The organism is Micromonospora trifolii (genome assembly GCF_050516465.1).
Taxonomy (GTDB): Bacteria; Actinomycetota; Actinomycetes; order Mycobacteriales; family Micromonosporaceae; genus Micromonospora; species Micromonospora trifolii.
Genome location: NZ_CP191526.1, coordinates 2,310,850 through 2,325,690, shown reverse-complemented (window position 1 = coordinate 2,325,690; position 14,841 = coordinate 2,310,850). Strand labels below are relative to the sequence as shown.

General features: G+C 72.5%; 13 protein-coding genes and 1 riboswitch. Of the genes, 4 read left to right on the top strand and 9 right to left on the bottom strand.

All coding sequences use genetic code 11. The features are described 5' to 3' along the window. Positions 1 to 17 precede the first annotated feature (17 nt). Positions 18 to 1,013: a tyrosine-type recombinase/integrase gene (locus ACQRWP_RS10785; RefSeq protein ID WP_430502093.1), complete on the top strand. Its 996-nt coding sequence runs from the start codon at positions 18 to 20 to the stop codon at positions 1,011 to 1,013. Between the two features lie 6 nt (positions 1,014 to 1,019). On the opposite strand, the gene ACQRWP_RS10780 is transcribed toward ACQRWP_RS10785, so the two are convergent. From ACQRWP_RS10780 to ACQRWP_RS10765, 4 genes are all read right to left on the bottom strand, one after another. Beyond that, complete coding sequence (locus ACQRWP_RS10780) at positions 1,020 to 1,721, bottom strand: fasciclin domain-containing protein (protein ID WP_430502092.1); 702 nt, start codon at positions 1,719 to 1,721, stop codon at positions 1,020 to 1,022. Positions 1,722 to 1,801: 80 nt separating this feature from the next. Continuing rightward, entirely contained in the window at positions 1,802 to 3,910 is a 2,109-nt protein-coding gene (locus ACQRWP_RS10775) for a M14 family zinc carboxypeptidase (RefSeq protein ID WP_430502091.1), read from the bottom strand. A gap of 239 nt (positions 3,911 to 4,149) precedes the next feature. After that, positions 4,150 to 4,950, bottom strand: coding sequence for an alpha/beta hydrolase (locus tag ACQRWP_RS10770; protein WP_430502090.1), 801 nt, complete (start codon positions 4,948 to 4,950; stop codon positions 4,150 to 4,152). A gap of 107 nt (positions 4,951 to 5,057) precedes the next feature. Next, positions 5,058 to 5,837 (bottom strand): endonuclease/exonuclease/phosphatase family protein, encoded by a 780-nt coding sequence (locus ACQRWP_RS10765; protein ID WP_430502089.1) that lies wholly within the window; start codon positions 5,835 to 5,837, stop codon positions 5,058 to 5,060. Positions 5,838 to 6,020: 183 nt separating this feature from the next. Between ACQRWP_RS10765 and ACQRWP_RS10760 the strand changes: the two genes are divergently transcribed. Further along, positions 6,021 to 6,791: a sulfite exporter TauE/SafE family protein gene (locus tag ACQRWP_RS10760; RefSeq protein ID WP_354942621.1), complete on the top strand. Its 771-nt coding sequence runs from the start codon at positions 6,021 to 6,023 to the stop codon at positions 6,789 to 6,791. Here ACQRWP_RS10760 and def read toward each other — a convergent pair. Both def and ACQRWP_RS10750 read right to left on the bottom strand, forming a co-directional pair. Next, positions 6,788 to 7,297 carry a peptide deformylase gene (def, locus tag ACQRWP_RS10755; protein ID WP_210783845.1) on the bottom strand — a complete coding sequence of 170 codons (510 nt, stop codon included), beginning with the start codon at positions 7,295 to 7,297 and terminating at the stop codon, positions 6,788 to 6,790. The two genes, ACQRWP_RS10760 and def, sit on opposite strands and share 4 nt — an antisense overlap. 32 nt (positions 7,298 to 7,329) lie before the next feature. Then, positions 7,330 to 8,523, bottom strand: a complete 1,194-nt coding sequence (locus tag ACQRWP_RS10750) for a chorismate-binding protein (RefSeq protein WP_430502088.1) — start codon at positions 8,521 to 8,523, stop codon at positions 7,330 to 7,332. 123 nt (positions 8,524 to 8,646) lie between these two features. On the opposite strand from ACQRWP_RS10750, the gene ACQRWP_RS10745 reads away from it, so the two are divergent. After that, positions 8,647 to 8,847 carry a DUF5999 family protein gene (locus ACQRWP_RS10745; protein WP_007460326.1) on the top strand — a complete coding sequence of 67 codons (201 nt, stop codon included), beginning with the start codon at positions 8,647 to 8,649 and terminating at the stop codon, positions 8,845 to 8,847. 150 nt (positions 8,848 to 8,997) lie between these two features. On the opposite strand, the gene gcvP is transcribed toward ACQRWP_RS10745, so the two are convergent. From gcvP to ACQRWP_RS10730, 3 genes are all read right to left on the bottom strand, one after another. Next, entirely contained in the window at positions 8,998 to 11,820 is a 2,823-nt protein-coding gene (gene gcvP, locus ACQRWP_RS10740) for an aminomethyl-transferring glycine dehydrogenase (protein WP_430502087.1), read from the bottom strand. Between the two features lie 73 nt (positions 11,821 to 11,893). After that, positions 11,894 to 11,992, bottom strand: a riboswitch (glycine riboswitch). Positions 11,993 to 12,067: 75 nt separating this feature from the next. Beyond that, a complete protein-coding gene (locus ACQRWP_RS10735) occupies positions 12,068 to 12,910 on the bottom strand; it encodes an NAD-dependent protein deacetylase (RefSeq protein WP_430502086.1) in 843 nt (280 codons plus the stop codon). A gap of 87 nt (positions 12,911 to 12,997) precedes the next feature. Next, the gene (locus ACQRWP_RS10730; RefSeq protein ID WP_430503178.1) at positions 12,998 to 14,065 is read right to left on the bottom strand and encodes a MerR family transcriptional regulator; all 1,068 of its coding nucleotides are present in this window, start codon (positions 14,063 to 14,065) and stop codon (positions 12,998 to 13,000) included. Positions 14,066 to 14,183: 118 nt separating this feature from the next. Between ACQRWP_RS10730 and ACQRWP_RS10725 the strand changes: the two genes are divergently transcribed. Next, entirely contained in the window at positions 14,184 to 14,840 is a 657-nt protein-coding gene (locus tag ACQRWP_RS10725; RefSeq protein WP_430502085.1) for an NAD(P)H-binding protein, read from the top strand. The last annotated feature ends 1 nt before the right edge of the window (position 14,841 follow it).

Genomic DNA, 14,841 nt, shown 5'->3' with positions numbered 1-14,841 from the left:
GCTGCATAATATCCCTTATGCATGACAAACAGGACGAATCGCTCGCGGTGCTGATCGAGGAGTTCCTGACCGCGCGGGCCACCCGCAAGCCCTCCCCGCACACCCTGGCCGCGTACCGCAGAGATCTGCACACGGTGGCCACCCTGGTCGCGGACGATGCCACCCCTCCCCTACCCCTGGACGCGCTGTCGATCACCGAGCTCTCCCCCCGGGTGATGCGCGCGGCCTTCGCCCGGTTCGCCGCGCCCCGGGCGCCTGCGTCGGTGCATCGGGCCTGGTCCACCTGGAACAGTTTCTTCACGTTCCTGGTCGCTGACGGGTTCGTGGCGGGCAACCCGATGCCAGCGGTCGGGCGGCCTCGGGCGCTACTCCCCCAGCCGAAGCCGCTGCGCGGCGCGGACACCCCCGAGGTGCTGCTCGCGTCCGCCGCGCGGGACGACGGGCGGCAGCGCGACCCGTGGCCGGAGCGGGACGTGGCGGTGTTGGCGGTGGCGCTCTGCGCCGGGCTGCGCCTGTCGGAGCTGCTGGCGTTGCGTGTCGACTCGCTCGGCGGCCGGCCCGGTGAGCGGCGGGTCGAGGTGGCGGGCAAGGGCGGGCGGCCTCGGGTGGTGCCGATCGAGGCGGATCTGGACCGGGTGCTGCGGGACTACCTGGACAGTCGGGTGCGGCGTTTCGGTTCGCGGTCGGTACGCCCCGACTCGGCGTTTCTGGTGGATCGGCGCGGTGAGCCGTTGCGCCGTGGTGGCCTGCAGTATCTCGTCGAGTCGTGTTACCGGCGGGCCGGCATCGGCGACCGGGTGCCGCGTGGTGCGCGGCTGCACGCGCTGCGGCACACCTTCGCGACCCGGTTGGCGGAGGACGGTGCGAGCGCGGCGGAGATCATGCGGTTGTTGGGGCACGCGTCGTTGGCGTCGTCGCAGACGTACATCGAGGTGACGGCCGGGCAGCAGCGTGACGCGGTCCGCGCCAACCGGACCAACCGCGCGCTGGCGGGTCTGGTGCCGCCCGGGTGAGCGTGGTCAGTGTGCGCGGTGGCCGGTGCCGTCGGCGGTGACGGGCAGGGGGCCGAGGACGGCGTTGATGATGTGGATGCGGGCGTTGGTGGCCTGGTAGTCGGCGCAGACCGTGTCGGCGCGGTCGCCGAGGCGGGCGGTGGGCCCGGTGCGGGTGACGGTGACGGCGACGCCGTCGAGGGTGGTGGCGGTGCCGGCGGTGGTGAGGTCGGCGATCGGGTGGGCTCCGGTGATGAGGTGGGCTTTCAGCAGGGTGCGGAGCTGGTCGGTGTGGTGGGTCATGAGGTCGTCCCAGTTGTCCTCGGAGAACGTGGCGGCGAAGGCGTCGTCGGAGGGCGCCAGGACGGTGACGCCGTCGCCGGCGGGCAGGTCGGTGAGGACGCCGCTGGTGCGCAGGGCCGCTTCGAACGTGGTGAGGGTGGGGATCCAGCGCAGCGCCTGGTCGACGGGTTGGCCGGCGAGGAAGCTCGGGTTGCCGGGGTCGGTGCCGGTGGGCAGGGCGGCGCAGAGTGGCCCGGTGACCTGGGGTGCGGTGGCCGCCGCCGCGGCATCCGTGTGGGGAGCTGCGGGGCTGGCGGTGCAGGCGGCCAGCAGCAGGGTCGGCAGGATCAGGCCGAGCGCCCGTCGGACGCGCCGAGCGCCGTGCGGTCCGCGCAATCGTCGGGGGTGTCGCGGTGGGGTGGCGGGGTGCGACACGGCGTCCTCCACGGGTGCGGGGGTAACTGGTGAGGTGCCGGCGGCGCGGGTGTGGGCCCGCGCCGCCGGCGTGACGGCTCGCTAGTTGTCGGTCACAGTGCCGCGCACTGGGTGGTGCGGGGGCCGTGGACGGTGTTGGCGATGCCGAGGTTGTGCGGGGTGGGGTTGTTGCCGGTGCAGTTGAGGGGGCCGCGGATGGTGGTGCCGGCCAGCACGGGTGCGTCGGTGCCGGTGGTGTTGCCGGACAGGTCGACGGGGCCGGCGATGGTGGCGTCGATGATGGAGATCGCGCCGGTGGTGGTGGCGATGCGGACCGGGCCGTTGATGGTGCTGTCGGCGAGGAGGATGCCGGCGGCGCCGGTGGCGGTGAGTGGGCCGCTGATGGTCGTTGCGGTCGTGACGAGTGCCGCGCCGGCCCGGACGGTGACCGGGCCGTTGATGGTGGCGTCGTCGGCGCAGGTGAAGCCGGTGACGGCCAGGGGTCCGTTGCGGCGGCCGGTGAGGGTGGGATAGACGCGTTCGCCGTCGGTCAGCTTCTCCACGCCCTTGGCGTCGAGGAGCAGGGGGATGAGGCCGCGTTCGGGTTGGTTGAGGGGGACGTAGTGGTCGCCGCCGATTGTGATGACCTTCCAGCCGTGGGCGGCGATGCGCTGGGCGACGGTGGTGCCGACGCCACCGGGTCCGTCGGTGCGGGCGCCGTTGTACTGCGCGTCGGTGAGTTTGTAGGCGCAGGGCGCGTTGTCGAGGATCAGGTCGGCGGGGGGCGCGTCGAGTGGTGGTGGGCTGTCGCCGGGGTGCGGTGCCGGGTGGGCGGGGATGGGGCGGGAGCCGCGGAAGACCAGCCGGCCGGTGTTGGCGGCTTGGGATTCGATGGCTTCGCTGCGGGCCTTCAGGATGTCGGCGCGGTCGGCGCGGTGGTAGTCGAGGAACTGGTGGAACGTCCACAGGGCGGAGTAGGTCTTGCGGCGTCGGTTGTTGGCGGTGTTGCCCTCGTCGGGGCGGGTCTGGCCGCCGGAGCTGCGCAGTTCCAGCAGGGAGTTGGTGACGTTCTTGAGTCCGAGGGTGTTGCGCAGGATGGTTTCTTCGCTGAGGCCGACGTTGCCGCCGCCTTCGCAGCCGTAGGGGCAGGCCCACCAGCCGGCTTCGGCGCCCTTGGCGTACATGTGGCCTTCGATCATGTCCTGGGACTGGTCGAAGATGGGTTGGGCGACGTTCTGGTGCCGTGGGGGCAGCATCGGCAGGTCGCCGGCGCGGGAGTTGCCGAATTCGTGGCCGTCGTAGCCGGCGACGGGTCGGTAGTCGCGGACCATTTTGATGTACGCGGTGGTCTCCGGCTGGCGGATGAGCGAGTAGTCGCGGTTGAGGTCCTGGCCGGTGGAGTTGCCGCGGGTGTTGTTGGCGCGGCCGTCTCCGTTGATGGTGGGGACGATCAGGACGGTGGTGTGGCTGAGCAGGTCGGTGATGCGGGGGTCGGTGCTGAAGGCGAGTTGGCGGGCCATGATGAGGCAGGCCTCGCGGTCGCCGGGTTCGTTGCCGTGCACGTTGCAGTTGATGGCCACGGGTGCGGTGGCGGCGACGGCTTCCGGAGTGGCCGCAGGGGTGGGGTGACCGATGACCATCATGTTGATGGGTCGGTTCTGGACGGTGCGGCCGAGTTCGACGACGCGGACGAGGTCGCTGAGGGCGTCGATGGCGGCGGTGTAGGCGTACTCGTCGGTGTCGCTGGTGTATTGCGCGGCGTGGGTGGTCTCCCAGCCGGTGCGCAGTTGCTCGCCGGGGGTCGTGGGGTTGCCCCAGGGTGCGGTGGTGGTGGCGGTGACCGGGTCGGAGTAGGGCTGTTCGGTGGTGCCGGTGCGGGCGCGTACGCGCCATTGGAAGGTGTCGCCGGGGTTGTAGCCGGAGTCGGCGAAGGTGGGCGCGTGTTGGTTGATTTGGCGGTTGGGTCGCCAGATGCCGACGATGGTGGGTGCGCCGGTGGGGGTGTTGTCGGCGTCGACGGGGGTGCGTTCGATCTGGTAGTCGGTGGCGCCGTCGACGGGTTGCCAGGCGAGGGTGGTGTATCCGTCGGCCTGGTGGGCGGTGAGGGCGGTGACCTGGTCCGGTGGTGCGGCGCGTTGGGCGTTGGCGGGGGTGGCTGCGGTGGTGAGGATGACGGCGATGAGGGTGGACACGGCGATGAGGGTGGGTCGCTGGCGTCTCATGTGGCCTCCGACGAGTTGATCGTGGCGCGTGTCGACCAGCATGATCGTCGAAGTCCGTCGATGCAATGATCTTGAGGGAATCTTGCGACTCGGTGGTCCGCTCCCCCGCCGGCTTTTGATCGACTCGGTTTTCAGGAAGGCGCGGTGTCCGGGGCACGGGGATGTCCGGCTTTTCAGGAAGTCGAGTCGACCTTGGAGGCGGCGTCAGGCCGAACGGTTGGCGCGGTAAGGCGTCGCGGTCATCGGGCGTGCCGCAGGGCCCAGTCGAGGGCGACGTCGGCGATGCGCTGCCAGCCCTGCTGGGCGGGCAGCAGGTGCGCGTACCCCTCGAAGAGCTCGACCTCGGTGAGGGTGTCGCCCTTGTAGTGCGCGGCGTTGGCGCGTTGCACGCTGGGCGGCTGGATGTGGTCTTCCGAGCCGGAGATGAACAGCAGCGGCGCGCGCTGGTCGTTGTGGTAGTCGACGGCGATGTCCTGGGGGCCGGGCAGCAGGTTGGCCAGGACGCTGTCCCAGAGGATGCCGCCGGCGGCGGGGATGGCGTAGCGCTCGTACAGGGCGCGGGCGGTCTGCTCGTCGAAGGTGTTGGTGAACGCGTAGTTCCACTGCTCGAAGGTGAACCCGACGGCGCGGTGCCGGTTGGCGGGGTTGCGCAGCACCGGGAAGGTGGAGCGCAGCTGCGAGAAGGGGATGTTCCTGACGCCTTCGGTGGGCGCCGAGTTGAGCACGACCGCCGAGGCGCCGTAGCCCCGGTCGAGTAGCACCTGGGTGAACGCCCCGCCGGCGGAGTGGCCCATGAGGATCGGCGGCGTGGGCAGCGCGGCGACCACCGCGGACAGGTGCGCGATGATCTGTGGCGCGGTCAGCGTCTCCAGGGGGCTGGGGTCGGCGTTGATCGCCTCGACCTCGCCTTCCAGCCCGGGGTACGTGGGGGTGAGCACCTGGAAGCCCTTGTCCTGGTAGTGGGTGACCCAGTGTTCCCAGCTGCGGGGGGTGACCCAGAATCCGTGGATGAGGACGATCGTGTCCGGCGTGTCGCTCATGGTCAGCTCCCTGTGGTGTCGGGGGTGGCGATGGCGCGACAGCGTGGTGTCGGCGAGCCCACCCTAGACATTCGTGAGCCGCGATGTGGCCGGTTGGGCGATGATGCTCAGCCGAGGTCGACCAGCAGGGGGCGGTGGTCGGAGATGGTGGACGCCGGCGCGGTGACCGCGCGTACGGGTGGGAGCTGATCGAGGGCGTGCCGGTCGGCGAGGATGTGGTCGAGTTGGACGCGGGGCTGCCCGGACGGGTAGGTGGGGCGTCGGCCCAGGGGGTGCCACCCGGAGATGAGCCGGGCCGCGCCGGCGGGCAGGTTGAGGTCGCCGAGCAGGACGCGGGGGCCCGGTAGGGCGCGCAGGGCGCGGACGGTCTGACGTAGTTGGCGGGCGTTCCAGCCGGGCACGAAGGACAGGTGGGTCGCGGCGACGGTGAGCGGGCCGTGCGGGGTGTCCAGGACGGCGGCGAGGACCACACGGGGTTCGTCGTGCAGCAGGATGAGACCGCCGCGGGGGCCCGGCACGTAGACCGGTGAGCGCACCGGCGCCGGCTTGAGTCGGGTGACCTGCCAGCTGCGTACGGGGTGTCGGCTGATCAGCCCGATGCCGTAGCAGGGTTCGCCGTGGCCGTCGTCGTCGTGGCGCAATGGGCGGAACTGTTCGCCGGGGGTGCCGACGACGGCGGCGGCGAAGCGGTGATGCGGTGCGTCGAGGGCGCGGGCGGCGATGGCGGTGAGGTCCAGGTTGCCGCTGCGGCGTTGGTCGCGGTCGACCTCCTGCAGGGCGAGCACGTCGGCGTCGAGGGCGCCGATGGCGGCGGCGAGTCGGTCGGAGTCGACGAGCCCGTCGGTGAGGGACCGACCGTGCAGCAGGTTGAAGGTGGCCAGGCGCACTCCTGCACCTTACGTGCCCGTGGCATGGTTGCCGGGTGGTGAAGGTCTTGCTGTGTTCGGTGCTGGTATTCGTGGCGATCGGCGCGTTGGGGGTGTGGTTGCGGCGTACGCGGGGTCGGTGACCGGGTGAGGCTGGCCACTCGGGTGCCGCTGCGGCGCTTCGGGTGGGGAGAATTGCCGCCCGTGGACGCCGTGACGCTGAGTACCCTGCTGGCCGCCGCCGCGATGGCCGGGTGGGTCGATGCCGTGGTCGGTGGTGGCGGGTTGTTGCTGCTGCCGGCGTTGCTGGTGGCCGCCCCGGGGTTGCCGGTGGCCACCGCGCTGGGCACGAACAAGTTGGCCGCGATCTTCGGTACGGCCACGGCGGCGGCGACGTACGCCCGCAGGACGACTGTCGACTGGCGGGTGGCGGGCCCGGCTGCGGGGTTCGCGGTGCTCAGCGCGGGCGTCGGCGCGGCGCTGGCCGGGGCGGTGCCGGCGTCGGCGTACCGGCCGGTCGTGCTGGTGGTGCTGGTGTCCGTGGCGGTGTTCGTGCTGCTGCGTCCCCGGATGGGGGTGGTGGCGGCGCCGGCGAAGCGCACTCCGGTGCGGGTGGCGGCGGTGATCGCGGTGGCCGGGGTGGGGATCGCCCTGTACGACGGGTTGATCGGCCCGGGCACCGGCACGTTCCTGGTGTTGGCGTTCACCGCCCTCGTGGGCGCGGACTTCGTACACGGCTCGGCGATGGCGAAGGTCGTCAACGCGGGGACGAACCTGGGCGCGCTGGTGGTGTTCGGGGTGACCGGGCACGTGTGGTGGCTGCTGGGCGCGGGCATGGCGGTGTGCAACATCGCCGGCGCGGTGCTGGGGGCGCGGATGGCGTTGCGCCGCGGCTCCGGCTTCGTGCGGGTGGTGTTGCTGGTGGTGGTGGTGGCGTTGGTCGCGAAGCTGGGCCACGACCAGTGGGTGAGCTAGCCGCGGCGGCTGGGTGAGTCGAAGCGCCCGGCGCGGATCTCGCGCAGCGCCCGGCGGCGGGTGTCGCCGCGCAGGGTGTCGACGTAGAGGCGCCCGCCGAGGTGGTCGGTCTCGTGTTGCAGGGCCCGGGCCAGGAAACCGCTGCCGGCGATGGTCAACGGCTCGCCGTGCTGGTCGACGCCGTGGGCGGTGGCGTGCAGGGCCCGCACGGTCGGGAAGTACAGCCCGGGGATGGACAGGCAGCCCTCCTCGTCGTCCTGGAGCTCGTCGGACAGCTCCAGGGTGGGGTTGATGAGGTGGCCGCGGTGCCCGTCGGCGTCGTAGACGAACACCTGGGCGCTGACGCCGATCTGCGGTGCGGCGACGCCGGCGCGGCCGGGGGCGCCGAGCAGGGTGTCCATCAGGTCGGTGACGAGGGCGCGCAGCTCGGCGTCGAAGGTGGTGACCGGTTCGCATCCGGTGCGCAGAACAGGGTCGCCGATGATCCGGATGGGCCGCATGGTCATGAGGTTCAGCGTATCGCCGTCCGGTGCTGCGGTCAGCGCCCGGCCAGGGTGGCGCGGATCGGGGTGGTCTTCGCGGCGGCCTCGGCGACCTCGGCGCGTGCGTCGCTGTCCCAGGTGATGCCGCCGCCGGCCCAGGTGTGCAGCCGCTGGCCGTCGGCGGCGGCGGTACGGATGGTCAGGCCCAGGTCGACGTGGCCGGGGGCGACCCAGCCCAGCGCGCCCATGCTGGCGCCCCGGCCGACCGGTTCGAGGGCGCTGATCTGGGTCAGGGCGGCGAGCTTCGGGGCGCCGGTGACGGAGCCGCCGGGGCAGGTGGCGCGCAGCAGGTCGGCGAGGCCGAGGCCATCGGCGGCGGCGGCGCGGACTGTCGACTCGGCCTGCCACAGGTCGCACCAGCGGCGCACGGCGAACAGCTCGTCGACGGTGACGGTGCCGGTGCGGGCGATGCGGGCGAGGTCGTTGCGTTCCAGGTCGACGATCATGATGTGTTCGGCGCGTTCCTTCGCGCTGGCGAGCAGTTCGGCGCGGCCGGTGGCGGTAGCCGGGCGGGTGCCCTTGATCGGTCGGGTGATCACCTGACCGTCGGTGACCTCGACGAGGGTTTCCGGGGAGGCGCAGCCGATGGCCCAGCCGTCGCCGGTGAGGACGCCGCCGTAGCGGGCGCCGGGGAGCGCGCCGAGGCGGCTCAGGGCGGGCAACGGGTCGCCGGTGTAGGGGGCGGCGGCGTGACCGACGAGGTTGCTCTGGTAGACGTCGCCGCGGCCGATGGCGGCGCGGACCGCGTCGACGGCGGCGGCGTGCTGGCCGGGGGTCCAGCTCTCCACCCACTCGCCGAGCCACCACGGCGGCGGTGGGCCGGGCCGGGTGACCCGGGTGGGGCCGTGCTGGTAGACGACGACGGCGAGGTCGGGCAGGGCCGGCGCGGGTTCGGGCGCCCCGGTGGGGGCGCCGGCCAGCAGCGCCCCGGCGCCGGCGGACAGGTACAGCGCCGCGCCGCAGACCCCGGCGCCGTGCGGGGCGGTGGCGGGCCGGGTCAGGTCGTGCAGGGGCAGGCCGTGCGCGGCGAGGAACTCCTCGGCGAGGGCCGCGGGGTCACCGCCGTCGCCGCGAGACCAGTGCAGGCGCGCGCGTTCGGTCAGCGAACCCCGGCACGCGGCCGGCACGCCGGGCACATCGACCAGCACCTGTGGGAGCGTTTCCACGCCGTACGGTCCAACCTTCCTCATCCGTTCAGTGGATTTCCCGTGCACCAGGCGGGCACCTGCTCGATGCTGGACACTTTCGCTTGGTACTGTGCGTCACTGGTCATGTGAACCATGACACAGTGCCCCCACAGTCCGGAGAACCCGATGTGCCAGCACCAACCGACCTGCCCCTCCGCTGAAGCAACCGACCGGGAAGCCGCGCGGGTCCTCGCCTGCTTCCGTGAGCAGGGCTGGAGCCTGCTCTGCAACGGTGTCATCGTCTTCGAGGACACCGGCGAGCTGCTTCCCGACGGCAGCAGCATCGCACCGCACCGCGGCCCCGCCCGCCACGCCCTCGTGGCCTGACCGACCACTCAGCGTCACCGTTTAGCCGCCGTCGACCCAGGCTAGTCCCCCCGGTAAGGGACGTCCCCGCCCAGGTCGCAGCGGCTGCCGGGGCAGGCCGTACCGCCCGCCCCGGCGCGCCGTCGTCAGTCTCGACCGGCTGCGGCGTTGTCAGTCCTCGAACGCCTCCGGCGACGGGCACGAGCAGACCAGGTTCCGGTCGCCGTACGCGCCGTCGATACGCCGCACCGGCGGCCAGTACTTGCCGGCCCGGTCCACCCCGGCCGGGTACGCGCCCACCGAGCGCGGGTACGCGTGCGACCACTCGTCGCCGCTGACCATCGCCGCGGTGTGCGGCGCGTTGGCCAGGGGGTTGTCCCCCGCCGGCCACGCCCCGGAACCCACCTGCTCGATCTCCGCGCGGATCGCGATCATCGCGTCGCAGAACCGGTCCAGCTCGGCCAGGTCTTCGCTCTCGGTCGGCTCCACCATCAGCGTCCCCGCCACCGGGAACGACATCGTGGGCGCGTGGAAGCCGTAGTCGATCAGCCGCTTCGCCACGTCGTCGACGCTCACCCCGGTCGCCTTCGTCAACGGCCGCAGGTCGAGGATGCACTCGTGCGCCACCAGGCCCTTGTTGCCGGCGTACAGCACCGGGAAGTGCCCCCGCAGCCGCGCCGCCACGTAGTTCGCCGCGAGCACCGCCACACCGGTGGCCCGGGTCAGGCCCTCGGCGCCCATCATGCGCAGGTACGCCCACGGGATCGGCAGGATCCCCGCCGACCCGTACTTCGCCGCCGAGATCGCCGGCGTGGCGTCCACGTGCGCGCCCAGCGGGTCACCGGGCAGGAACGGCGCCAGGTGCGCGCGGACCGCCACCGGGCCCACCCCGGGGCCACCGCCGCCGTGCGGGATGCAGAACGTCTTGTGCAGGTTCAGGTGCGACACGTCCGCGCCGAACTTGCCGGGCTTCGCGAACCCGACCAGGGCGTTGAGGTTCGCCCCGTCGACGTACACCTGCCCGCCGGCGTCGTGGACCTTCGCGCACAGCGACGCGATGCCCGTCTCGTACACGCCGTGCGTCGACGGGTACGTCACCATGATCGCGGCGAGCGCGTCGCGGTGCTTGTCGATCTTCGCGTCCAGGTCGACGAGGTCGACGTTGCCGTCGTCGTCGCAGGCCACCACCACGACCCGCATGCCGGCCATCACCGCCGACGCCGCGTTCGTGCCGTGCGCCGACGACGGGATCAGGCACACGTCGCGGTGCGTCTCACCGCGCGACGCGTGGTATGAGCGGATCGCCAGCAACCCGGCCAGCTCACCCTGCGAACCGGCGTTGGGCTGCACGCTCACCGCGTCGTAGCCGGTCACCTCGGCCAGCCACGACTCCAGCTGACCGATCATCTCCCGGTAACCGACGGTCTGCGCGTCCGGCGCGAACGGGTGGATGTTCGCGAACTCCGCCCAGCTGACCGGCTCCATCTCGGTGGTCGCGTTCAGCTTCATCGTGCACGACCCGAGCGGGATCATGCCCCGGTCCAGGGCGTAGTCGAAGTCCGACAGCCGCCGCAGGTAGCGCAGCATCGCCGTCTCCGAGTGGTGACTGCGGAACACCGGGTGGGTGAGGAAGTCGCTGCCGCGGGTCAGGCCGACCGGCAGGGCCGCGTCCACGTCGGCGTCGAACGCGGGCACCCCGAACGCCTCCCACACCTGCGCCAGGTGCGCGTCGGTCGTCGTCTCGTCGCAGGACACCCCCACCCGGTCGGCGTCGACCAGCCGCAGGTTCACCCCCCGCTGCGCGGCCGCCGCGACGACCCGCGCCGCGCCGCCCGGCACTGTCGCGGTGACGGTGTCGAAGAACGCGACGTCCGCGACGTCCACCCCACCGGCGCGCAACCCGGCCGCGAGCCGCGCCGCCATCCGATGGGTACGCGTCGCGATGTCACGCAGCCCGTCCGGGCCGTGGTAGACGGCGTACATGCCGGCCATCACCGCGAGCAGCACCTGCGCGGTGCAGATGTTGCTGGTCGCCTTCTCCCGCCGGATGTGCTGCTCACGGGTCTGCAACGCCAACCGGTAGGCCGGGTTGCCGTCCGCGTCGCGTGACACCCCGACCAGGCGCCCGGGCAGCATCCGCTCCAGGCCCGAGCGCACCGCCAGGTAACCGGCGTGCGGCCCACCGAAGCCCATCGGTACGCCGAAACGCTGGGTGGTGCCGGCGGCGATGTCCGCGCCGATCTCCCCCGGTGCGCGCAGCAGCGTCAACGCCAGCAGGTCCGCCGCGACGGTCACGAGGGCGCCGACGGCGTGCGCCGCCTCCACGAGACTGGCGTGGTCGCGCACCGCCCCGGACGCCCCCGGGTACTGAAGGTGCAGGCCGAAGAACTCCGCCGGCAACTCGTCGCGCTGCACGTCGAGGACCCGCACGTCGATGCCGAGCGGCTCGGCCCGGCTGGTGATCACCGCGATGGTCTGCGGCAGGGCGTCGGCGTCGACGACGTACACCCGGCTCTTGCTCTTGGAGGCCCGCCGCGCCAGGGTCATCGCCTCCGCCGCCGCGGTGCCCTCGTCGAGCATCGAGGCGTTCGCGGTGGCCAGGCCGGTCAGGTCGGTGACCATGGTCTGGAAGTTCAGCAGCGCCTCCAGCCGACCCTGGCTGATCTCCGGCTGGTACGGCGTGTACGCCGTGTACCAGGCCGGGTCCTCCAGCACGTTGCGGCGGATCACCGCCGGGGTGTGCGTGCCGTGGTACCCCAACCCGATCATGGAGACGGCGACGGTGTTACGGGCCGCGAGGGCCCGCAGTTCGGCGATCGTCTCGGCCTCGGTGGCCGGGTCGGGCAGGTCGAGGGTGCCGTGCCAGCGGATCACCTCGGGGATCGCGGCGTCCATCAGCTCGTCGATCGAGTCGTGCCCGACGACCTCCAGCATCCGACGCTCATCGTCGGGGCCGGGACCGATGTGACGGGTGGCGAACTGCTCTACGGTCATAGGGGGCACTCCCGGGGCGAGGTCGACGTGTCGGCCTCCCCCTCTGTCGCACCCACAGGGGCGCTCCACAGTGCCTGCCCACGAGGTCCTTTTGCCTGAGAGGTTCCGGGGAGGATTTGCCCCTTCGGCGCCGCCCTGCGTGCTGTCGGGCGGTCTCTCCCACGTGGGTGTTACCGGCGTGGTCAACGCTACCAGCGTTGGTGTTTCCAGCGGATGTCCTACCCCCCGGGCCTCCAGGGCCCTGCCGTCACACCTTGAGCGGGGCTCCGGCGCCGACCCGCGCGGCCAACTGCGGCAACACCGCACCCAACGGCGCGTCGACGCAGACGGTGGCGTGGTCGTCACCCCGGGTCGGCCCCTGGTTGACGATCGCGACCGGGATGCCCCGTTTCGCGGCCCGAATCACGAACCGGCGCCCCGACATCACCGTCAACGACGACCCGAGCACCAGCAACGACCGGGCCTGCTCCACGGCCGCGAAACACCGCGTCACCCGCTGCGGCGGCACCGTCTCACCGAAGAACACCACGTCCGGTTTCAGCATCCCGGTGCCGCAGATCCCGCAGTCCACCGGCCGAAACGCCGCCACCTGCTCATCGGGGAGATCAACATCACCGTCCGGGTTGACAGCGGCGACGCGGGCCACGAACTCCGGGTTGGCCTCGCGCAGCCGCCGGTGAAGCTCCTCCCGGGAGGTCAGGTTGCCGCAGTCCAGGCAGGTCACCTCGTCGAGGCGGCCGTGCAGTTCGATCACCGACGGGCTGCCGGCCGCACCGTGCAGACCGTCGACGTTCTGAGTGATCACCGTGTCGACCAGCCCGGCGTGTTGCAGCCCGGCCACCGCCCGGTGCCCGGCGTTGGGCGCCGCGCCCGCGATCAAACGCCAGCCCAGGTGGCTCCGCGCCCAGTAACGCCGCCGGGCCAGGGGATCACGGGTGAACGCCTGGAAGGTCATCGGCGTATGCCGCCGCGCCACCCCGCTGGGCCCCCGGTAGTCCGGAATTCCCGACTCGGTGGACAGGCCAGCGCCGCTGAGCACCACCACCCCACCACCGGCCACCAGCGAGGTCAACGCGTCGAAGCTCTCCATCACCTCTCCATGCTGCCTCAACCAATCCGCTAACGCCGAGCCCCGCGCCGGGTGGGCGGCCCCACCCAGCGCGGGTGGCATCGGCGGCTACACCGCGACGACGTCGGCGACGACGCAGGCGATGTTGTCCGGCGCCCCCTCGGCCCGCGCCAGATCGATCAGCTCCCGCACCGTGTCCTCGGGAACGTCCGTCGCCGCCAACGCCACCCCCAGGTCGGCCCGGTCGACGACCGCGGACAGCCCGTCGGAGCACAACAAATACCGGTCACCCGGCAGCGCGGTACGCAGCGCCAGATCCGCCTCGACCTGCCGACCGCCACCGAGGGCACGCACCAGCACCGCCCGCTGCGGATGCGTAGCGGCCTGGTCCCGGTCGAGCCGGCCCTGATCGACCTGGGCCTGCACCCAGGTGTGATCCTGCGTGAGCAGCGACAGCTCACCGCCGCGCAGCAGGTAGGCCCGGGTGTCACCGACGTGCACCAACGCCAGCCGGGAACCGCTGAGCAGCAGCGCGGTCAGCGTGGTGACCGGCTGGTCGGTGTCGGTGGCCAACCCGTGCACGGCGCGGTCGGCGTCGCTCACCGCGCCGGCCAGCATCGTCAGCAGGTCGGCGGCCGGCACGTCGGTGAGCGCCAACGGCTTCAGGGCGTCGACGGCGGCGGCGCTGGCGGCCGCGCCGCCGGGCCCCCGCATACCGTCCGCCACGGCCAGCAACCGCTCGCTGGCGTACGCGGTGTCCTCGTTGCTGTCGCGTACCAGCCCGGTGTCACAACCGGCGGCGCAGCGGACGGCAACTGTGGGATTCGGGTCGGACATGGTGGCGCCCCCTTCAGACAGGTGGTCCACGAGGAGGGTGGCCAGCCGGGCGCGCGCCGCGGTGTCGGCGCTGACCTGCCGCCAGTACGCGGTGACCGCCTCAGCCGCCGCCGCGGGCTCCAGGCCACACACCACCCGGATCGTCGCCAGCGGCATGCCGAGCCGCCGCAACTGGGCGACCAGCCGAGCCACCGGCACCTGAGCCGGATCGTAGAGCCGGTAACCGGACTCCGGGTCGACAGCGGCCGGCACCAGCAGCCCAACCTGGTCGTACAGGCGCAGCGCCTTCGGCGTCAGCCTCGCGGCCCGGGCGAACGCCCCGATGGTCATCAGCCCCACGTCGACATCCTCCTCGCGCCGGTCACGGCGACCGGCACCCACCAGGCTCAGGGTTACCCGAAGGTCAAGGTCAAGCCGGTGGCGCCGCCCGCACCCGCAACGCCGGTAGGTTGGGCGCATGCGCGTCGTCATCGCCGGAGGCCACGGCAAGATCGCCCTACTGTTGCAACGCCACCTCGTCGGGCGCGGCGACACCGCCGTCGGCCTCATCCGCAACCCCGAACAGGCCGCGACGCTGCGCGCCGCCGGCGCCACCCCCGTCGTCTGCGACCTGGAACACACCCCGCTCGCGCAGCTGGCCGAACACCTCGACGGCGCCGACGCGGTGGTGTTCGCTGCCGGTGCCGGCCCCGGCAGCGGTGCCGCCCGCAAGGACACCGTCGACCGGGCCGCCGCCGCGCTGCTCGCCGACGCCGCCACCCGCGCCGGCGTCCACCGCTACCTGCTCGTCTCCTCCATGGGCGTGGACGCACCACCCACCCCCGGCAGCGACGACGTGTGGGCGGCGTACCTGCGCGCCAAACGCGCCGCCGAAGACGACCTGCGCGGCCGCGACCTGGCCTGGACGGTGCTGCGACCCGGCCGGCTCACCGACGACCCACCCGCCGGGCGGGTCGCCCTCACCCCACACGCCGGCCGTGGCGCGATCAGCCGCGCCGACGTCGCCCACGTCCTCGCCGCCCTGCTCGACGAACCGCGCACCACCGGCGCGACCCTGGAACTCGTCGGCGGGCCCACCCCGATCGCCGAGGCCATCAGCGCCGCCGCCAGCTGAC